This is a genomic window from Bradyrhizobium amphicarpaeae, from assembly GCF_002266435.3.
GTDB lineage: Bacteria > Pseudomonadota > Alphaproteobacteria > Rhizobiales > Xanthobacteraceae > Bradyrhizobium > Bradyrhizobium amphicarpaeae.
The window spans coordinates 4,437,849-4,458,800 of record NZ_CP029426.2 but is presented as its reverse complement, the minus strand read 5'-3'; the positions used below and the strand labels follow the sequence as shown (position 1 = coordinate 4,458,800).

General features: G+C 63.1%; 15 protein-coding genes. 12 read left to right on the top strand and 3 right to left on the bottom strand.

Annotated elements, in window-relative coordinates; all coding sequences use genetic code 11:
* Positions 1-3: 3 nt before the first annotated feature.
* The 3 genes from CIT40_RS20840 to CIT40_RS20830 all read right to left on the bottom strand — a co-directional run bounded on the left by CIT40_RS20840 (position 4) and on the right by CIT40_RS20830 (position 3,697).
* The gene (locus tag CIT40_RS20840; RefSeq protein ID WP_094895397.1) at positions 4-1,005 is read right to left on the bottom strand and encodes an NAD-dependent epimerase/dehydratase family protein; all 1,002 of its coding nucleotides are present in this window, start codon (positions 1,003-1,005) and stop codon (positions 4-6) included.
* 27 nt (positions 1,006-1,032) lie between these two features.
* Positions 1,033-2,598: a PfkB family carbohydrate kinase gene (locus tag CIT40_RS20835; RefSeq protein WP_094895396.1), complete on the bottom strand. Its 1,566-nt coding sequence runs from the start codon at positions 2,596-2,598 to the stop codon at positions 1,033-1,035.
* Between the two features lie 82 nt (positions 2,599-2,680).
* Positions 2,681-3,697 carry an SDR family oxidoreductase gene (locus CIT40_RS20830; protein WP_094895736.1) on the bottom strand — a complete coding sequence of 339 codons (1,017 nt, stop codon included), beginning with the start codon at positions 3,695-3,697 and terminating at the stop codon, positions 2,681-2,683.
* Between the two features lie 165 nt (positions 3,698-3,862).
* Here CIT40_RS20830 and CIT40_RS20825 point away from each other — a divergent pair, with 165 nt between their 5' ends.
* The 12 genes from CIT40_RS20825 to rpoC all read left to right on the top strand — a co-directional run bounded on the left by CIT40_RS20825 (position 3,863) and on the right by rpoC (position 20,802).
* Positions 3,863-4,450, top strand: a complete 588-nt coding sequence (locus CIT40_RS20825; protein WP_244611814.1) for an SIS domain-containing protein — start codon at positions 3,863-3,865, stop codon at positions 4,448-4,450.
* Positions 4,451-4,462: 12 nt separating this feature from the next.
* A complete protein-coding gene (locus tag CIT40_RS20820; RefSeq protein ID WP_094895394.1) occupies positions 4,463-5,482 on the top strand; it encodes a lysylphosphatidylglycerol synthase transmembrane domain-containing protein in 1,020 nt (339 codons plus the stop codon).
* A gap of 85 nt (positions 5,483-5,567) precedes the next feature.
* The gene (locus tag CIT40_RS20815) at positions 5,568-6,836 is read left to right on the top strand and encodes a class I SAM-dependent methyltransferase (protein ID WP_094895393.1); all 1,269 of its coding nucleotides are present in this window, start codon (positions 5,568-5,570) and stop codon (positions 6,834-6,836) included.
* A gap of 354 nt (positions 6,837-7,190) precedes the next feature.
* Positions 7,191-7,382 (top strand): preprotein translocase subunit SecE, encoded by a 192-nt coding sequence (secE, locus tag CIT40_RS20810; protein ID WP_007602984.1) that lies wholly within the window; start codon positions 7,191-7,193, stop codon positions 7,380-7,382.
* Positions 7,382-7,936 (top strand): transcription termination/antitermination protein NusG, encoded by a 555-nt coding sequence (gene nusG / locus CIT40_RS20805; protein ID WP_094895392.1) that lies wholly within the window; start codon positions 7,382-7,384, stop codon positions 7,934-7,936. The genes secE and nusG overlap by 1 nt, the downstream gene beginning before the upstream one ends.
* Before the next feature lie 221 nt (positions 7,937-8,157).
* A complete protein-coding gene (gene rplK, locus CIT40_RS20800; RefSeq protein WP_006611824.1) occupies positions 8,158-8,586 on the top strand; it encodes a 50S ribosomal protein L11 in 429 nt (142 codons plus the stop codon).
* Positions 8,587-8,592: 6 nt separating this feature from the next.
* Positions 8,593-9,285: a 50S ribosomal protein L1 gene (gene rplA / locus CIT40_RS20795; protein WP_094895391.1), complete on the top strand. Its 693-nt coding sequence runs from the start codon at positions 8,593-8,595 to the stop codon at positions 9,283-9,285.
* A gap of 101 nt (positions 9,286-9,386) precedes the next feature.
* The gene (locus CIT40_RS20790) at positions 9,387-10,340 is read left to right on the top strand and encodes a 2-hydroxyacid dehydrogenase (RefSeq protein ID WP_094895390.1); all 954 of its coding nucleotides are present in this window, start codon (positions 9,387-9,389) and stop codon (positions 10,338-10,340) included.
* 582 nt (positions 10,341-10,922) lie between these two features.
* Entirely contained in the window at positions 10,923-11,441 is a 519-nt protein-coding gene (gene rplJ, locus CIT40_RS20785; RefSeq protein WP_094895735.1) for a 50S ribosomal protein L10, read from the top strand.
* A gap of 54 nt (positions 11,442-11,495) precedes the next feature.
* A complete protein-coding gene (gene rplL / locus CIT40_RS20780; protein ID WP_094895389.1) occupies positions 11,496-11,873 on the top strand; it encodes a 50S ribosomal protein L7/L12 in 378 nt (125 codons plus the stop codon).
* 484 nt (positions 11,874-12,357) lie between these two features.
* Positions 12,358-16,476: a DNA-directed RNA polymerase subunit beta gene (gene rpoB / locus CIT40_RS20775; RefSeq protein WP_094895388.1), complete on the top strand. Its 4,119-nt coding sequence runs from the start codon at positions 12,358-12,360 to the stop codon at positions 16,474-16,476.
* Between the two features lie 129 nt (positions 16,477-16,605).
* On the top strand, positions 16,606-20,802 hold the full coding sequence (gene rpoC, locus CIT40_RS20770; RefSeq protein ID WP_094895387.1) for a DNA-directed RNA polymerase subunit beta': 4,197 nt from the start codon (positions 16,606-16,608) through the stop codon (positions 20,800-20,802).
* Positions 20,803-20,952: the final 150 nt, after the last annotated feature.

Below are 20,952 nucleotides of genomic sequence, written 5' to 3'. Positions count from 1 at the left end.
CGCTCACTTCAGGCTGATGTTCTGCATCATCTTGATGTTGAAATACCGGGGATCGTTCAGCGAGTTCGGCAGGCGGCCGGACCTGAAGGCGTCCACCAGGCCGGACACGGCCTGCTCGATCGTGTGCGTCGGTGCAAATCCGAGCTCGCGGCGGATCTTCTCCGAGGAGACGTGGTAGGAGCGAAGATCGTCGGTCGACTCGACGGCGACCTCGACGTTGTTTCCGACCACCGATTTGACGATGTCGGCGATCTTCATCAGCGAGTGGTTCTCGTAGCCGATGTTGTAGGTCTTGCCGTCGATCTTCGCGTCATCCTGCTGCAGCAGGAACAGGTAGGCCGCCGACATGTCCTGGATGTGCAAATTGGGCCGCTTCTGCGTTCCGCCGAACACCCGGATGCGGCCGGTGTTGACCGCGAGGTTGGTCAGGATGTTGACGACGACGTCGAGCCGCTGCCGCGGTGCGTAGCCGCAGACGGTGGCGGGACGAACCGTGCAGGTGACGAAGCCGGAAGCGGCCTCTTCGGCGAGGTCGGTCTCGCACATCGCCTTGAACTTGGAGTAATCCGTGAGCGGCTCGCAGGACAGTTCCTCGGTCACTTCGGCCTCGTCCTTGATGCCGTAGACGCTCGACGAGGAGGCGTAGATGAAGCGCTTGATGCCGGCCTTTTTGGCGGCGCGCACCATCGGACGGAAGCAGTCGTAGTTGATGGACTTGCCGAGCCCCGGATCCAGCTCGAACGAGGGGTCGTTGGAGATGCAGGCGAGGTGGATCACCGCATTGTTGCCGCGCATCGCCTCGTTGATCGCCGCCTCATCGCGGATGTCGCCCTTGATCAGGCGAAGGTTCGGATTGTTGCGAACCGCGTCGAAGACATCGTCACCGTACATGAACAGGTCGAGCACCGTGACCTTGTGGCCCGCTGCCAGCAACTGGGGAACCAGCACGCTGCCGACATAGCCGGCGCCACCGGTGACCATCACGTTCCATTTCTGATCAATCACTGTCGTTCTCCAGATTTCCGGTTCGCGTCACTTCAACAGCGCGGTGACGAATTTGACCAGCGGCGCCTTTTCGACCGAGTTGCGGTGACCGACGATGCCGACCTTGATCGCGCCCGCCGCGTTGCCGATGAAGGCGACGTCCTCGATATTGCCGCCGGCCGCCACCAGCGGTGCCGTGATCGTCAGGAAGGCGTCGCCGGCACCGACCGTGTCGACGACGGTCTTGGTGAAAGCGGGCACGCGCGCGACGCCGGTCTTCGACGAGAAGGGGTAGCAGCCGAAGGAGCCGTGCGTGATGATCATGTTGTCGCAATCGATCTTGTGGTGCAGGCGGTCCTCGATCACCGACGCGATGTCGCTGAACTTGTCGGTTGCAGCCAGCCGCGCTTCCGGCGCGTCGATGCAGACGTAGTCGGCCTTCGGATACTTCGTGATCAGATTGTAGCCGTGGTTGCCGCTGTTGCTCTGGGCGTTGACCGCCAGGAACTTGGAGTTCGCGATCAGCGCGTCGATGGTGCTGGACGCGATCATGCCGTGACCGAAATCGGTGACGATCACCACGTCCCCGCCACGAACGCGCTCGGCGGTGATCCGGTCGATCTCCTTGCGCTCGGCCTCGTCGAGCGGCGTGTCGTCCATGGTGTAGACTTCGAACAGCTTGTGCAGATAGCCCATCTCGACGTAGCGCAATTTGCGGGTCGTCGGACGGCCCTGAATGCGGATCGGCGTCAGCGTGACATTCGGGCGGACATGCGCGCGAATGAACTCTTCGGGGTAGTCGTTGCCACCCAGCGTCGTGACGATCTCCACCGACTTGCAGAAGCTCGCGACGTGATTGGCCGCGGCAATGACGCCGCCGGCAAATTGTTCGCCATTCTTGAGCAGGGTGGCGACGATGTTCTCCTTCGAGGCCTTCCCGAGCGCCGTGACGTACTGGTATTCGTCGATGATGGTATCGCCGACCAGCACGACGTGCATGTCCTGGATCTTGTCGATCAGCTTCAGCAGGCGCTCGGCGCCGCCGCCTTCGCGCACCTTCTGGAGGTAGTCGCGCAGCGGGGGATCGTAGATGTCGAAATAGCGGTTCAGCAGCGATGACGAGCTGAACGTGACGTCGCGCGTGAAGACGATTCGTCCGCCATGACGTTCGACGACCTCGCGCTCGGTGGCGATCTTGCCGGTGACGTCGTCCTCGGGATTCTCGTAGTCCGAGCCCTTCACGTAAGTGTCGGGGCGCACGGCGTCGAGGACCGGCTCGGCACTGGAGGTCCGGTTGATGCCGACCCAGTCGACCGTGCCGAGCGCGGCCAGCATCTCGGCGCGCATGTTCTCCGGAAAGATCGGCCGTCCCGGCCCCTTGTTGACGAAACGGTCGGCGGTGATGGTCACGATGACCACATCGGCTTCGTTGCGCGCCGCCAGGATGTGCCGGACGTGGCCGAGATGCACCAGATCGAACACGCCGTGGCAGAGCGCGACGGTCAGGCCCTTGGCTTGCGCGGCGCGCGCGATCTCGCCCAGTTCCTCGATCGTCTTGATCTTGTCGTGCGGTGCCGGATGACCGGTCGGCTTGTCTGTCGCAGCATTACCCATGTGAATTACCTAAAGCGCCGGCAGGTCTCAGAGGGCCGGTCCGAAATGATCGACTCGCAGCAACGATATTCGGCGAGCCTGTTCAAGAGCTTGCCTTCTGCGGCGAGCCGTCGTCGTCACCGAGATATTTGAACCAGTCCTTGGTGGCGTCGGCGATCTTGTCGACCGTCCACAAGGGCGCATCCTTGTACTGATCCATCGATTTCAGCATCGTCGCGACGCCGTCCTCGAATTTCACCTTCGGCGCCCAGTTCAGGACCCGCTTGATCTCGGTGATGTCGGCATAGGTGCAATCGGGCTCGCCCGGACGCTTGGGAATGTGGACCTTGTCGCCGCCGAGAAGCTCGACCAGCCGGTTGACGCTGTAGGTGTTGTCCGAGCCGACGTTGAAAACCTCGTGCGAGATATCGGAGCGCGCGGCGGTGACGAAGGCGTCCGCGACGTCGCTGACGAAGGTAAAATCGCGCGTCTGCTCGCCGTCGCCGACGACCGTGAAGGGCTTGCCGGCGAGCTTCTGCGCCATGAAGACGCCGAACACGGCGCCGTAGGTGCCCGTGGTGCGATGCCGCGGCCCGTACACGTTGAACAGGCGCAGCGCCAGCGCGGGAAGCTTGTAGACCTGGCACCAGTGCATGACGCACTGCTCACCGAGATTCTTGGTGAGCGCGTAGGGATACATCGGCCGGATCTCGGCGCTCTCGGGGGTCGGATAGACGTCGGGAATACCGTAGCAGGACGACGACGCGGCGTAGACGAAGCGCTTGGCGCCCGCGTGGCGCGCCGCTTCGAGAACGTTGACCGTGCCGTCGACATTGGCACGATGATACGGGATCGGCGACTCGATCGAGGGAACGATGTCGGCCAGCGCCGCGAGATGGAAGACCCAGTCGATGCCGTGGAAATACGGCTTGATCTGCTCGAGGTCGGTGACGTCGGCCCGCACGACCTTCAACTGACTCGAGCCAGCGCGTGCGGCCAGATTTTCGGGGCGCCCGATGACGAAATTATCGAGCGCAATGACCTCGTGGCCGTCGTCGAGAAGACGATCGACGAGGTGACTTCCGATGAACCCGGCGCCGCCAGTAACGATGCATTTCATGAGGAACATCCGTGTCGCGAATGCCCAGCGAAACAGGCCCGCCAATGGTGAGTGAAACCCGAAAGCCGACTACCAGCCGCTCGCTGACTTTGCAAGTATTATACCTTTGCAATCCTTGGTAATAGCCGGTATCACCCGGACATGTTGCAATCGAGCCGCCAACCTATGCCCGCTCTGTCCGTCGATCCCGATCACAAGGCTTTCCTCGACGATTACGTGGGGCGCCTCCATCGCGCGACGGCGATCGACGACGGCGTTTTCGCCGCGATCTCCGCCACCCGCGCCATCTGGTTGCGGGCGCGCGAGCAGGGCGGCCGCGTTATCTTTATCGGTAACGGCGGCTCGGCCGGCATCGCCTCGCATCTGGCGATCGATCTGGCGAAGAACGCGTCGGTGCCTGCGCTCTGCTTCAGCGACGCGAGCATGATGTCGTGCCTTGCCAACGACTACGGGTTCGAGGACTGGATCGCGCACGCGGTGCGGCTGAGCGCCCGTGCCGGCGACTGCCTCGTCGCGATCAGCTCGTCGGGGCGTTCGAAGAACATCCTCAACGCGGTTGCGCAGGCGCGGGCGATGAAGCTCGACGTGATCACGCTGTCGGGCATGAACGCGGACAATCCGCTGCGCAATCTCGGCGACGTCAACTTCTTCGTCGACAGCCGCAGCTACAACATTGTCGAGACCACGCACCAGTTCTGGATGATGGCCGCGATCGACCTCGTGATCGGTCGCGCGGAATATCCGGCATCCTGAGGCGGGCATCCGATGCAGTCGCGGTTCAAACAGGCGGCCCTGTTTTCGATAAAGCTGCTGCTGTCGATCGCGGTGCTGGTCTACATCGCGCGCGGCCTCGATCTTCAGCGGTTGCGCAGCCACCTCGTCTCGGTCGATCCTTTGCTGTTCGTCCTGGCGCTGTCGTTGATTTTCTTCCAGACCTTCGTGCTCAACGGCCGGTGGGAGCTGATTATGCGCGCGCTCGGCGTGTCGCTGGACTGGCTTGCGGGCTGGCGGATCCTGATGATCAGCCTCTGGTTCAATCAGGTGCTGCCGTCCTCGGTCGGCGGTGATGCGGTGCGGATGTGGCTGCTGCGCCAGCGCGGCGTGGAGTGGCCGGAGGCGGTCAAGGGCGTTGCGGCCGACCGTTTCACGGCGTTGATCGGGCTGATCGCGCTGATGGTGGCCGGATTGCCGTTCCTATTGTCTCGGGTGTCCGATCATGCCGCGATTCTGGCCATCGGCGGGCTGACGCTGGCCGGCGTCGCCGGCACCGTGATTCTGTTGACGCTCGACAGGCTGCCCAAGCGCCTCATTGCCCATCGGGCGATCGCAAGCTTCGTCCGGTTCGGAGCGCTGGTCAGGTTTCTTCTCCTGCAGTCGGAGCGCCGCGCTTTGCTGTTCGGGTCGGCGCTGCTCATCCATATCGTGACCGCGGCGGCGTGCTTTGCCCTGGCGCGCGGTGTCGGAGCACAGCTCTCGGTGGTGGACGCCGGCATCCTGATTCCGCCCGTGGTGCTGTTGACGGCGGTCCCGATCTCGATCAGCGGCTGGGGTGTTCGCGAGGGGGCGATGGTCGCCTGCCTCGGTCTGGCGGGTGTCCCCTCCGAGGAAGCGCTGTCGGTTTCGCTGCTGCTGGGTGCCATCAGCGTGATCATCGGGCTCGTCGGCGGCGCGATCTGGCTGGCAAGTCCCGAGCGCGGATCGTATTCAGCGGACAAGGCCGCCAAGGCGGCGGAGGAAGCTCCCGGCTACGACGGGCTGGGCAAGGAAGTCTCGAGCCACCCATGACCCGCTTGAGCCCGTTGCTGGCGGTCTGGTCTTCACGGGGTGGGATTGCCTCACCCGATCGCGTATCTCATTTTTCGGTTCCACGATGAAAAATCTGTTCTACGTTCGCCACACCTGCCGCCTCTGTCATTCGGACAAGCAGGAACTGGTCGTCCCGATGGCAGGCATGCCGATCGGCACGCCGAACTTCCAGGTCCCGGACGCCAGCGTCGATGATCCGGTGTTCCGCGCCGCGGTGCCGATGGCGCTGCATCTGTGCAGGGATTGCGGCCATCTCCAGATTCTCCATGTCGGCAATCCCGAGATCCAGTACCGCAACTACGTCTACACCACCTCGCTCTCGCTCGGCCTGCGCGAGCACTTCGCCGGCTACGCCAACGACGTCGTCAGCCGCTTCGGCATCGCGCCGGGCTCGCTGGTCGTCGAGCTCGGCAGCAACGACGGATCGCTGCTCGGCTACTTCAAAGAGCGCGGCATGCGGGTGCTGGGTGTCGATCCCGCCGTCGATATCGCCAAGCGCGCGACCGAGGCGGGGATCGAGACCATCGGTGATTTCTTCACCGATGCCATTGGTCACCGCATCCTGCAGAGCCACGGTGCGGCGAGCGTCGTGATCGCCAACAACATGATCGCCAATGTCGACAATCTCGATCCGCTGGTGATCGGGGTTCGCGACGTGCTCGCGCCGGACGGGCTGTTCGTCTTCGAAACGCAATATGGCGTCGACGTCACCGAGAAGAACCTGCTCGACACCGTCTATCACGAGCATCTGTCGTATTTTAACATCAAGCCGCTGATCCGTTTCTTTGCCCGGCTCGGCATGGAGCTGATCGACGTCCAGCACATCTGGACCAAGGGTGGCTCGATCCGCGTCACCGTGCAGCGCGCCGGTGGCGCCAAGAAACCGTCGGCCGAGGTCGCGCGGTTCGTCGCCGAGGAAGAGCGGCTCGGCGTCGATCAGCCGGCCTATTATGGGCCCTATGTGAAGCGGATCGCCGCGATTCGCGACGAGCTGGTCGCGATGGCCGATGCCGCCCATGCGCGCGGGCAGCTTGTTGCCGGCTACGGCGTCTCGGTCGGCACCACGACGCTGCTGCCGCAGTTCGGCCTGGAGAACAAGATCGACTTCCTGGTCGACGACGACCCCAAGAAGGGGAACGTGATGGCCGGCCCGGGTTACGACATCCCGATCCTGCCGCCTGCCGCCCTTTACGAGCGCAAGCCGGCTTTTGTCGTCGTCTTCGCCTGGCGCTACGTCGACCCGATCCGGGCCAAGCACGCCCGCTATTTCGCCGAGGGCGGAAAGTTCGTGGTGCCGCTGCCGGGCATTTCCATGGTCGACCGGGCCGACTGACGGTCTGCCGGGGCCGCCGCCCGCGAGGAGGGCGGCGGGGACCGCCCGGACGTGAGGGGCGCGCGGCGTGACCGGGTAACCCGTTGATTCGGATCGGCTCTGTTGGGGGCGTCCGGGCATCGGGGGTGGCTTGGCGGGCGCGGCGTGACCTTGACGTTTGGCCCCATCCGCAGTAGATACCCCGCACTCGCTGCCGGCCCGCTGAGATGCGGATATCCGGCGCGGCTTTGAAATCCCCGAACAATCGAGCCCGGTTTCCGGCTCATCCTTCGAGACAGAGGGCTGGGCCAACGGCGGCTGTTCGGATCCCTGAAATTCATTCGCGTCTGTCGACGGACGTTGGACATCAAAACGATGGCAGTCAGCCCGTTCAAGTTCTTGCAGGAAGTGCGCTCGGAGACCGCCAAGGTCACCTGGCCGACCCGTCGTGAGACCACGATCACCACCATCATGGTGTTCGTCATGGTCGCGGTGGCCTCGATCTTCTTCTTCGCCGCCGACCAGATCATCCGCGTCCTCATCACTTTCCTTTTGGGCATTCACTGATGGCTACAGCAACCGCTCAACTGTCCGACAAGCGCTGGTACATCGTCCACGCCTATTCGAACTTCGAGAAGAAGGTTCAGGAATCGATCCGCGAACAGGCTAAGCAGCGTGGGCTTGAGGATCTTTTCGAGCAGATCCTGGTCCCGACCGAGAAGGTCACGGAAGTGCGTCGCGGCCGCAAGATCGACGCCGAGCGCAAGTTCTTCCCGGGCTACGTGCTGGTGAAGATGAAGCTGACCGACGAAGCGTTTCACCTGATCAAGAACACGCCGAAGGTCACGGGCTTCCTCGGCGCCGAAAACAAGCCGATGCCGATTTCTGAATCTGAAGCCATGCGCATCCTGCACCAGGTGCAGGAGGGCGTGGAACGGCCGAAGGCGTCAGTGTCGTTCGAGATCGGCGAAAACGTGCGCGTGGCCGATGGCCCGTTCGCCTCGTTCTCGGGTGTGGTCGAGGAAATCGACGAGGCGCGCTCGCGGGTGAAGGTCGCGGTGTCGATCTTCGGCCGTGCCACGCCGGTCGAGCTGGAATTCGGTCAGGTCGAGAAGGTCTGACCGGGTGCTGTCATTGCCGGGCTTGACCCGGCAATCATCTGCTTCGTAACAAAGCACTTTACGAAGCGGGATGGATGCCCGGGTCAAGCCCGGGCACGACGAGAGTGGAGGCGGCGACGTCTCCGAAGAGGCCGTGGGAGGGAGAGGGCGGTTGCCAGCCGCATCCGACCCAGACCACGAACCTGAAACCGCCGGCCTGGCCGGCCCAACAGGAGTGATACATGGCAAAGAAAGTGACCGGATACCTGAAGCTTCAGGTCCCGGCCGGAGCGGCGAATCCTTCGCCCCCGATCGGTCCCGCGCTTGGTCAGCGCGGTCTCAACATCATGGAGTTCTGCAAGGCGTTCAACGCCCAGACCCAGAAGGAAGAGAAGAACACCCCGATTCCCGTCGTGATCACGATCTACGCCGATCGTTCGTTCACGTTCGAGATGAAGACGCCCCCGATGTCGTTCTTCCTCAAGCAGGCCGCCAAGATCCAGTCCGGCTCGAAGGCGCCGGGCCGTGACAAGGCCGGCAAGGTGACCAAGGCGCAGGTGCGCGAGATCGCCGAGAAGAAGATGAAGGACCTGAATTGCGACTCGATCGAGTCGGCCATGAAGATGGTCGAGGGCTCTGCCCGTTCGATGGGTCTGGAAGTGGCGGGGTAAACGGTCATGGCAATCGGAAAGCGTTTGAACAAAGCCCGAGAAGGTGTTGACCGCGAAAAGCTTTACCCGCTCGCGGACGCCATCAAGATGGTCAAGGAACGCGCGAAAGCGAAGTTCGACGAGACCATCGAGGTCGCGATCAATCTCGGCGTCGATCCGCGTCACGCCGACCAGATGGTCCGTGGCGTCGTAACCTTGCCGAACGGCACCGGCCGTACGCTCCGCGTCGGCGTGTTCGCCCGTGGCGCCAAGGCTGACGAAGCCAAGGCTGCGGGTGCCGACGTCGTCGGCGCCGAAGACCTGGTCGAGAAGGTGCAGAACGGCACGATCGATTTCGACCGCTGCATCGCCACCCCCGACATGATGCCGCTGGTCGGCCGGTTAGGTAAGGTGCTCGGCCCGCGTGGCCTGATGCCGAACCCGAAGATCGGCACCGTGACCATGGATGTCACCGGTGCGGTGAAGGGCGCCAAGGGCGGCTCGGTCGAGTTCCGCGTCGAGAAGGCCGGCATTCTGCAGGCCGGCGTCGGCAAGGCCTCGTTCTCCGAGGAGAAGCTGGTCGAGAACATCAAGGCTCTCGCCGATGCTGTCTCGAAGGCGAAGCCGGCCGGTTCCAAGGGCACCTACATCCAGCGCGTTGCGGTGTCCTCGACCATGGGCCCCGGCGTAAAGGTCGAGCCGAACACGATTCTCGGCTAAGTCCGGAAATTGCATGAGGCGGGGGGGCGGAATCGGGCGACCGATTCCGCCCCTCGTCGTTTGTGGCAGGGTTTGTGGCGGGCTCACCGGAAACAAGAACAATGGCTGACAAGGTCCTGATCTATTCGCGCTTTCCCAAGACGATGATGGCGCGTTTCGCCGAACGGTTCGACTTGCTCGACACCGGCGGCAAGCCCGCAGGCGAGGTGTTTCCGGCGGAGGAGCTTAGCGGCATCCGCGCGATGCTGACCGCAGGCGGCTCACCGCTCGGGGCGGAGGCGATGGACCTGTTCCCAAAACTCGGTGCCATCGTCTGCTACGGCACCGGCTATGACGGTGTCGACCTGACGGCCGCAGCAGCCCGAAACATCGCGGTCGGGCACAGCCCGGGCGCTAATGCGGCCTCGGTCGCCGATATCGCGATGACCCTGATGCTGGCGACGACGCGGCGGATCCTGATCGCCGACCAATATGTCCGCAGCGGCGACTGGGCGGCGTCGAAACAGTCGCCGATGATGCGCCCGCAGGCGGGCATGCCCGGCCGCCGCATCGGCATCTATGGCATGGGCGAGATCGGCCGCAAGATCGCGGCGCGCTGCGCCGCCTTCGAGAGCGAAATCGGCTATTTCAGCCGGACCAAGTATGATCTGCCCTATCAATATTTCCCGACGCTGGAGGCGCTGGCCGACTGGTGCAGTGTGCTGATGATTGCGGTCCGGGCTGGGCCCGACACCCAGCACGTCGTCAATGCGGACATCCTCAGACGCCTGGGCGCGGACGGCTACGTCGTCAATATCTCCCGAGGCTCTGTCATCGACGAGAAAGCGCTGGTGGCAGCTCTGACCGACAAGACCATTGCGGGGGCTGGCCTCGACGTGTTCGAGAAGGAACCGCACGCGCCGGATGCCCTGACCGCGCTCCCCAACGTCGTGTTCGCTCCCCATATCGGCGGCCACACCCTCGAATCGCACGTCGCCATGCAGAACTGCGTGCTGGCGAACCTGGCCGCGTTCTTCGAGGGCAAGCCGCTGCCTTACGGGGTCAAATCGGCCTGAATCGGTCCCCGTCGGCTAGGATCAAGCACCCAGGGCAACGGATTGGAACTGGTGTGAATTTTGCTCTTGGCAAGCAGGCTGCGAGCGGTTAAAGAACCGCTTCCGGACGTACCGGCCTCGGCTGGCGCGTTCGTGCACGCATTCAGAAAACCCGACAGTACAGGAGATCATTCCTTTTCAGGACGTCCGTGAGGATTTGCCCGAAAAGGAAGGAAAACCCGTCGGTTGGTGGAGTGCTGGCAGGGGTTAGGCGGTTCGCCGGCTAACCTTGTCCTGTCCAAGACTGCAGGCGCCCGCGGGAAATCTCGATTTCCCAACGGCTTAATCGCATGGCCTGCATAGACGGGTGAAGACCGGATTTCACTTCGCGTTCCGCCTTGAGGTGGTCGCGGAATGGGTTTGGTTCGGACCTCGACACGCCGTGGGCTCTTACGAGCTCCCGGAGGGCAGGCTTTGAATTGTCGTCTCGCCCGGCGCGTGTCCGATGGGTTTTGACCCGGAGGTTCAGGTTTTGGGTGGGGCGATGGGTGCAACCCGGCGGTCCCGCTTTTCGCGATGGCCGCCAACCGGAAAGAGCTTGCTGTGGAACGAGCGGCAAAAAAAGACGCGGTCGAACAGCTCAATGGGGTCTTCAAGACCACGAGCGTCGCGATCGTTGCTCAATATTCCGGCCTGACCGTTGCCCAGATGCAGAAGCTGCGGACGCAGATGAAGCAGGCTGGCGCCTCGGTGAAGGTCTCGAAGAACCGTCTCGCCAAAATTGCTCTTGAAGGCACTGACGTCGTTGCCATCGGTCCCATGCTGAAGGGACCGACCGTGATCGCCACTTCGAACGATCCGGTAGCGGCGCCGAAGGTCGCCGTCGAATTCGCCAAGGCGAACGAAAAGTTCGTCATCATTGGTGGTTCGATGGGAACGACCGTCCTGAATGTCGACGGTGTGAAGGCTCTTGCCTCGCTGCCGTCGCTTGATGAACTGCGCGCCAAGCTCGTCGGCCTTCTTGTGGCTCCGGCGACCAAGATCGCTCAGCTCGCCAACGCGCCCGCGGGCAAGCTCGCGCGCGTCATCCAGGCTCATGCCTCAAAGGGCGAAGCGGCCTGACGCCCTTCGCAAAACTCAAACCCGAACCAGACTTACATCTAAGGAAACTGAACAATGGCTGACTTGCAGAAGATCGTTGACGACCTCTCGAGCCTCACCGTGCTCGAAGCTGCCGAACTGGCGAAGCTCCTCGAAGAAAAGTGGGGCGTTTCGGCTGCCGCCGCCGTCGCCGTGGCCGGCCCGGCTGGTGGTGGCGCTGCCGCCGCTCCGGCCGAAGAGAAGACCGAGTTCACGGTCGTTCTTGCCGCCGCCGGCGACAAGAAGATCGAGGTCATCAAGGAAGTCCGCGCCATCACCGGCCTGGGCCTGAAGGAAGCAAAGGACCTCGTCGAGGGCGCGCCGAAGCCTGTCAAGGAAGGCGTGAACAAGGACGAGGCCGAGAAGCTCAAGGTCCAGCTCGAGAAGGCTGGAGCGAAGGTCGAGCTCAAGTAAGCGCCGCTTACGGGCGAGGTCTCGGGCGAGCGTCAGCGGGCCCGAGATCTTGGCATTCCTCCTCAACGAGGGGTCTGCCAGATGCAAAAGGCGTGCGACGGAACGTTCCGACGCAGGCCGATCACGGAAAATTGTGGGGATTTGAGGGGGCACCCCTCGAATCTCCACTATTGTCGCCCCATATCGGTTCGGCAGCACGAAAGCGCGGTGGGCAGGGATACCGGATTCCCTGTAAGCCGTTGGGAGAGCAAGCTATTTCGGGCTTTTTCAGTCCGTGAAGACGGTCGTTGTAACGGGCGGGCGCGCACCAGCGCCCCGCACGTCGTTTTGCGTTTTGAAGGTCTGAAGAACAGATTCAGGACATTCCGGCCTGAACTTGAGTCTCCGGCCCCCAAAGCGGGTTCGAAAAATTCAACCCGGGGAGCGGTGGTAGCCGCGTTCCGGAGGGCGCGCCCAGAGCGGGCGACGAAAATGAGAGGCCACGATGGCGCAGCAGACATTCACCGGTCGCAAACGCGTTCGCAAGTTCTTCGGACACATCAAGGAAGTCGCAGAGATGCCGAACCTCATCGAGGTTCAGAAGGCGTCCTATGACCAGTTCCTGATGGTCGATGAACCCCAGGGGGGGCGTCTCGACGAAGGTCTGCAGGCGGTATTCCGCTCGGTCTTCCCGATTTCCGACTTCTCGGGCACCTCGATGCTGGAATTCGTCCGCTACGAGTTCGAGCAGCCGAAATATGACGTCGACGAGTGCCGCCAGCGCGGCATGACCTTCGCGGCTCCGCTCAAGGTGACGCTGCGCCTCATCGTGTTCGATATCGACGAGGAAACCGGCGCGAAGTCGGTCAAGGACATCAAGGAGCAGGACGTCTACATGGGCGATATCCCGCTCATGACGATGAATGGCACCTTCATCGTCAACGGCACCGAGCGCGTCATCGTCTCGCAGATGCACCGGTCGCCCGGCGTGTTCTTCGACCACGACAAGGGCAAGACCCATTCGTCGGGCAAGCTGCTGTTTGCCGCCCGCGTGATCCCGTATCGCGGTTCCTGGCTCGACATCGAGTTCGACGCCAAGGACATCGTCTATGCGCGTATCGACCGTCGCCGCAAGATTCCGGTGACGTCGCTGATGTTCGCGCTCGGGCTGGACGGCGAGGCGATCCTGTCCACCTTCTACAAGAAGATCCTCTACAAGCGGACCAAGGAAGGCTGGCGCGTTCCGTTCGACGCCAACCGTTTCCGCGGCTACTCGACCGTCAACGACCTGATCGACGCCGATACCGGCAAGGTCGTGCTCGAGGCCGGCAAGAAGCTCACTGTTCGTGCCGCCCGTCAGCTCCAGGAAAAGGGGCTGAAGGCGCTGCGCCTGGCCGATGAGGAACTGGTCGGCAATTACATCGCCGAGGACCTCGTCAACCCGAAGACGGGTGAGATCCACGCCGAAGCCGGCGAGGAAATCACCGACAAGTCGATGAAGGTGCTCAGCGAGCACGGCTACAAGGAGCTGCCGCTCCTCGACATCGACCACGTCAATATCGGCCCCTACATCCGCAACACGCTCTCGGCCGACAAGAACATGACGCGCGAGGACGCGCTGTTCGACATCTACCGCGTGATGCGTCCGGGCGAGCCGCCGACGCTGGATTCGGCGCAGGCCATGTTCCAGTCGCTGTTCTTCGACGCCGAACGCTACGACCTCTCCGCGGTCGGCCGCGTCAAGATGAACATGCGGCTCGACCTCGATGCGCCCGACACCCAGCGCACGCTGCGCAAGGAAGACATCCTCTCCGTCATCAAGACGCTGGTGGATTTGCGCGACGGCAAGGGCGAGATCGACGACATCGACCATCTCGGCAACCGCCGCGTGCGCTCGGTCGGCGAGCTCATGGAGAACCAGTACCGCATCGGCCTGCTGCGCATGGAGCGCGCGATCAAGGAGCGCATGTCCTCGGTCGACATCGACACGGTCATGCCGCAGGACCTGATCAACGCGAAGCCGGCGGCTGCCGCCGTGCGCGAGTTCTTCGGCTCCTCGCAGCTCTCGCAGTTCATGGACCAGACCAACCCGCTCAGCGAGATCACCCACAAGCGCCGCCTCTCGGCGCTTGGACCGGGCGGTCTGACCCGCGAGCGCGCAGGCTTCGAAGTCCGCGACGTGCATCCGACGCATTACGGCCGCATCTGCCCGATCGAGACGCCGGAAGGCCCGAACATCGGCCTGATCAACTCGCTCGCGACCTTCGCGCGCGTGAACAAGTACGGTTTCGTCGAGACGCCGTATCGCAAGGTCAAGGACGGCCGCGTCACCGACGAGGTCGTGTACCTCTCGGCGATGGAAGAGGGCCGCTACACGGTCGCGCAGGCCAACGTGCCGCTCGACCCGAAGGGCCGTTTCACCGAAGACCTCGTGGTCTGCCGTCATGCCGGCGAAGTCTTGCCGGTGACGCCCGACAAGGTCGACTACATGGACGTGTCGCCGAAGCAGCTCGTTTCGGTCGCAGCAGCCCTGATCCCGTTCCTCGAGAACGACGACGCCAACCGCGCGCTGATGGGCTCGAACATGCAGCGCCAAGCGGTGCCGCTGGTTCGCGCCGAGGCGCCGTTCGTCGGCACCGGCATGGAAGGCGTGGTTGCCCGCGACTCGGGTGCCGCGATCGCGGCGCGCCGCTCGGGCGTGATCGACCAGATCGACGCCACCCGCGTCGTCATCCGCGCAACGGAAGATCTCGATCCGACCAAGTCGGGCGTCGATATCTACCGTTTGATGAAGTACCAGCGCTCCAACCAGTCGACCTGCATCAACCAGCGTCCGCTGGTGAAGGTCGGCGACATCGTCAAGAAGGGCGATATCATCGCCGACGGTCCGTCGACCGATCTCGGCGAACTCGCTCTCGGGCGGAATGTGCTCGTCGCGTTCATGCCGTGGAACGGCTACAACTTCGAAGACTCGATCCTGCTCTCCGAGCGGATCGTGAAGGAAGACGTCTTCACCTCGATCCACATCGAGGAGTTCGAGGTGATGGCCCGCGACACCAAGCTCGGGCCCGAGGAAATCACCCGCGACATTCCGAACGTGTCGGAAGAAGCGCTGAAGAACCTCGACGAAGCCGGTATCGTCTACATCGGCGCGGAAGTGCGCGCGGGCGACATCCTGGTCGGCAAGATCACGCCGAAGGGCGAGAGCCCGATGACGCCGGAAGAGAAGCTGCTGCGCGCCATCTTCGGCGAAAAGGCCTCCGACGTTCGCGACACCTCGCTGCGCGTTCCTCCTGGCGTGCAGGGTACGATCGTGGAAGTGCGCGTGTTCAACCGTCACGGCGTCGACAAGGACGAGCGTGCGCTGGCGATCGAACGGGAAGAGATCGAGCGTCTGGCCAAGGACCGCGACGACGAGCAGGCGATCCTGGACCGCAACGTCTACAACCGTCTTGCCGAGCTGCTCGAGGGACGGCAGGGCATTGCCGGTCCGAAGGGCTTCAAGAAGGACACCAAGATCACCCGTGCGGTGCTCGAGGAGTACCCGAAGTCGCAGTGGTGGCTGTTCGCCTCGCCGAACGACAAGCTGATGGCCGAGATCGAGGCCATGCGGAAGCAGTACGACGAGTCGAAGAAGGGGCTGGAACAGCGCTTCCTCGACAAGGTCGAGAAGCTTCAGCGCGGTGACGAATTGCCGCCCGGCGTGATGAAGATGGTCAAGGTCTTCGTCGCGGTGAAGCGCAAGATCCAGCCCGGCGACAAGATGGCCGGCCGCCACGGCAACAAGGGCGTGGTGTCGAAGATCGTGCCGATCGAGGACATGCCGTTCCTCGAAGACGGCACGCATGCCGATATCGTGCTCAATCCGCTCGGCGTGCCCTCGCGCATGAACGTCGGGCAGATTCTCGAGACCCATCTCGGCTGGGCCTGCGCCGGCCTCGGCAAGCGTATCGGCCAGACGGTCGATGCCTATCTGTCGAAGCAGGACATCAAGCCGCTGAAGGAAACCTTGAAGAAGGTCTACGGCGAGGACGAGACGATCAAGTCGCTCAACGACAACGAACTGATCGAGCTCGGCCACAACCTCAGCCGCGGCGTGCCGATCGCGACGCCGGTGTTCGACGGCGCCAAGGAAGCCGACATCGAGGAGATGCTGAAGCTTGCCGGTCTGGACGCTTCGGGCCAGTCGACCGTCTATGACGGCCGCACCGGCGATGCGTTCGATCGCAAAGTGACTGTGGGCTACATCTACATGCTCAAGCTGCACCATCTGGTCGACGACAAGATCCACGCGCGTTCGATCGGTCCGTACTCGCTCGTCACCCAGCAGCCGCTGGGCGGCAAGGCGCAGTTCGGCGGCCAGCGCTTCGGCGAAATGGAGGTGTGGGCGCTCGAGGCTTACGGCGCGGCGTACACGCTCCAGGAGATGCTGACGGTGAAGTCGGACGACGTCGCCGGCCGTACCAAGGTGTACGAGGCGATCGTGCGCGGCGACGACACGTTCGAGGCCGGTATTCCGGAATCGTTCAACGTGCTGGTCAAGGAAATGCGCTCGCTCGGCCTCAACGTCGACCTGCACAACTCCAAGGTGGGACCGGCGTCGACGTCGGAAGCTGCCGAGTAACACGACCTGTCATGCCCGGCCTTCGCGGCCGGGCATCGGCGCCCCTTCCCAAGGCCTTGAGGGCAGGGCGCCCGCGCGAGTGATTTTCGAATTTGCTGCCGGAGGCGACCGGCACGCGAGGAGAAGACGATGAACCAAGAAATTATGAATCTCTTCAACCCGACGACGCCGGCTCAGGTCTTCGACCAGATCCGGATTTCGATCGCGTCCCCAGAGAAGATTCTGTCCTGGTCCTACGGCGAGATCAAGAAGCCGGAGACCATCAACTACCGTACCTTCAAGCCCGAGCGCGACGGCCTGTTCTGCGCCCGCATCTTCGGGCCGATCAAGGACTACGAGTGCTTGTGCGGCAAGTACAAGCGCATGAAGTACAAGGGCATCATCTGCGAGAAGTGCTCGGTCGAGGTCACGCTGTCGCGCGTCCGGCGCGAGCGCATGGGCCATATCGAGCTCGCAGCCCCCGTCGCGCACATCTGGTTCCTGAAGTCGCTGCCCTCGCGCATCGGCCTTCTGCTGGACATGACGCTGAAGGATCTCGAGCGGATCCTCTACTTCGAATATTACGTCGTGCTCGAGCCGGGTCTCACCGCGCTCAAGGACCGTCAGCTGCTGTCGGAAGACGAGTACCTGAAGGCGCAGGACGAGTACGGCCAGGACAGCTTCACCGCCATGATCGGCGCGGAAGCGATCCGCGAGCTGCTCAAGGGCATGGACCTCGAGAAGCTCGAAGCCACCTTGCGCCTCGAGATGCAGGAGACCGACTCCGACATCAAGCACAAGAAGCTCGCCAAGCGCCTGAAGATCGTGGAAGCGTTCCGCCACTCCGGCAACAAGCCGGAATGGATGATCATGACCGTGGTTCCGGTGATCCCGCCGGACCTGCGTCCGCTGGTGCCGCTGGACGGCGGCCGCTTCGCGACCTCGGACCTCAACGACCTCTACCGCCGCGTCATCAACCGCAACAATCGCTTGAAGCGGCTGATGGAACTGCGCGCGCCCGACATCATCATCCGCAACGAGAAGCGCATGCTTCAGGAAGCGGTCGATGCGCTGTTCGACAACGGCCGCCGCGGTCGCGTCATCACGGGTGCCAACAAGCGCCCGCTGAAGTCGCTCGCCGACATGCTCAAGGGCAAGCAGGGCCGCTTCCGTCAGAACCTGCTCGGCAAGCGCGTCGACTATTCGGGCCGTTCGGTGATCGTGGTCGGTCCCGAGCTGCGCCTGCATCAGTGCGGCCTGCCGAAGAAGATGGCGCTCGAGCTGTTCAAGCCGTTCATCTATTCGCGGCTCGACGCCAAGGGCCTGTCCACCACGGTGAAGCAGGCCAAGAAGTTGGTCGAGAAGGAGCGGCCGGAGGTCTGGGACATCCTGGATGAAGTCATCCGCGAGCACCCGGTGCTGCTCAACCGCGCGCCGACGCTGCATCGTCTCGGCATCCAGGCGTTCGAGCCCGTGCTGATCGAGGGCAAGGCAATCCAGCTTCACCCGCTGGTCTGCGCCGCGTTCAACGCCGACTTCGACGGCGACCAGATGGCCGTGCACGTTCCGCTGTCGCTCGAAGCGCAGCTGGAAGCGCGCGTCCTGATGATGTCGACCAACAACATCCTGCATCCGGCGAACGGCCAGCCGATCATCGTGCCGTCGCAGGACATCGTGCTCGGTCTCTACTACGTCTCGATCATGCGTGAAGGCCTGCCCGGCGAGGGCAAGATCTTCGGCGACATGGCCGAGCTCGAGCACGCGCTGCATGCGAAGGTCATCCACCTCCACACCAAGATCAAGTATCGGTGGCAGGGGATGGATGAGACCGGCAAGGTCTCGACGCGCTGGATCGAGACCACCGCAGGCCGCGTCATGCTCGGCAATCTGCTGCCGAAGAACCCGCGGATTTCGTACGAGATCATCAACAAGCTGATGACCAAGCGCGAAATCTCGGGCGTGATCGACCAAGTCTACCGCCACTGCGGCCAGAAGGAGACGGTGATCTTCTGCGACCGCATCATGGCGCTCGGCTTCTACAACGCGTTCAAGGCCGGCATCTCGTTCGGCAAGGACGACATGGTCGTACCGCACTCCAAGTGGAAGATCGTCGACACCACCCGTACGCTGGCGAAGGATTTCGAGCAGCAGTACAACGACGGTCTGATCACCCATGGCGAGAAGTACAACAAGGTTGTCGACGCCTGGTCGAAGGCCACGGAAGAAATCGCCAAGGCGATGATGAAGGAGATCTCCTCCACCAAGAAGACGGCGAGTGGAGCCGATGCCGACATCAACTCGATCTACATGATGGCACACTCCGGCGCCCGCGGTTCGCCGGCCCAGATGCGCCAGCTCGCCGGCATGCGCGGCCTGATGGCCAAGCCGTCGGGTGAGATCATCGAGACGCCGATCATCTCGAACTTCAAGGAAGGCCTCTCGGTGCTCGAGTACTTCAACTCGACCCACGGCGCCCGCAAGGGTCTCGCGGACACCGCGTTGAAGACCGCGAATTCGGGCTACCTGACCCGTCGTCTGGTCGACGTGGCGCAGGATTGCATCATCACGCAGAGCGACTGCGGCACCAAGCTCGGCATCAAGATGCGCGCCATCGTCGATGCCGGCACCGTGGTTGCTTCGCTCGGCTCGCGCATCCTTGGACGCACGGCCTGCGAAGACATCCGCGACAGCTCCGGCAAGGTGATCATCAAGCGCGGCACGCTGATGGAAGAGAGCCATCTGGACGCAATCCACCAGGGTGGCGTGCAGGAGGTGAAGATCCGTTCGGCACTGACCTGCGAACTCGTCAACGGCATCTGCGGCATGTGCTACGGCCGCGACCTCGCCCGCGGCACGCCGGTCAACCACGGTGAAGCCGTCGGCGTCATCGCGGCGCAGTCGATCGGCGAGCCCGGTACCCAGCTGACCATGCGCACCTTCCACATCGGTGGTGCGGCGCAGCTCAACGAGCAGTCGTTCGTCGAATCCAACTTCGACGGCAAGATCGTGATCCGGAACAAGGCCATCGCCCGCAACAGCGAAGGTCACCTGGTCGCGATGGTCCGCAACATGGTGATCGCGATCGTCGATGCCGACGGTACCGAGCGTGCGACCCACCGTATTCAGTACGGCGCGCGCCTGCACGTCGACGAGGGCGACATGGTCAAGCGGGGCCAGCGCATCGTCGAGTGGGATCCGTACACCCGTCCGCTTCTCACCGAAGTGGAAGGCGTCATCGGCTTCGAGGATCTGGTCGAAGGTCAGTCGATCACGGAAACGCTGGACGAGGCCACCGGCATCGCCAAACGCGTGGTCATCGACTGGCGCTCGACCCGCGGCGGCGCGGATTTGCGTCCGGCCATCGTGGTCAAGGGCAAGGACGGCAAGGTGCTCAAGCTCGCCCGTGGCGGCGATGCACGCTACATGCTGTCGGTCGACGGTATTTTGTCGGTCGACGTCGGAGCCAAGGTCAACCCGGGTGACATCCTCGCCCGTGTCTCGACCGAGAGCGCCAAGACGCGTGACATCACCGGCGGTCTGCCGCGGGTGGCGGAACTGTTCGAGGCACGGCGTCCGAAGGATGCGGCGATCATCGCCGAAATCGCGGGCACCATCCGGTTCGGGCGCGACTACAAGAACAAGCGCCGCATCTCGATCGAGCCGATGGACAAGACCGAGGAGGCGCGCGAGTACCTGATCCCGAAGGGCAAGCACATCCACCTTCAGGACGGCGACGTCGTCGAAAAGGGCGACTTCATCGTGGAAGGCAACCCGGCGCCGCACGACATCCTTGCGGTCAAGGGTATCGAGGAGCTCGCGGCCTATCTGGTCAACGAAATCCAGGAGGTCTACCGGCTCCAGGGCGTGCTCATCAACGACAAGCACATCGAGGTGATTGTCCGTCAGATGCTCCAGAAGGTGGAAGTCACCGACCAGGGCGACACGGACATGATCTCGGGCGAGCAGGTCGACAAGATCGAGTTCGACGCGCTCAACGAGAAGGCCAAGGAAGAGGGCAAGAAGATCGCCACGGGAACGCCGGTTCTGCTCGGCATCACCAAGGCGAGCCTCCAGACCCGCTCCTTCTTCTCGGCGGCCTCGTTCCAGGAAACCACCCGCGTCCTCACGGAAGCGGCGGTCAACGGCAAGGTCGATCCGCTCGAAGGTCTTAAGGAGAACGTCATCGTCGGCCGGCTGATTCCGGCGGGCACCGGCGCCTCCATGGCCAAGATCCGCGAAGTCGCCGTGAAGCGCGACAAGATGATCCTGGACGAGCGCGAGAAGCAGGCGGCGGTCGTGTCGCCTGCGCCGGAAGCGGAGCTTCCTGCGCTGCCTCCTGCGGAATGATCGTTCATCCGTAGGACTACCGAGGACAATGAGAAGGCCGGCGAAAGCCGGCCTTTTTGCTGCTTTGTTTGCCTGTTGCGATGCGGGATCAACCTTTGTTCATCTTTCCTTCAGGCGCAAAAGCGCTTGTGCTAAGGGAGCTTAGACCGG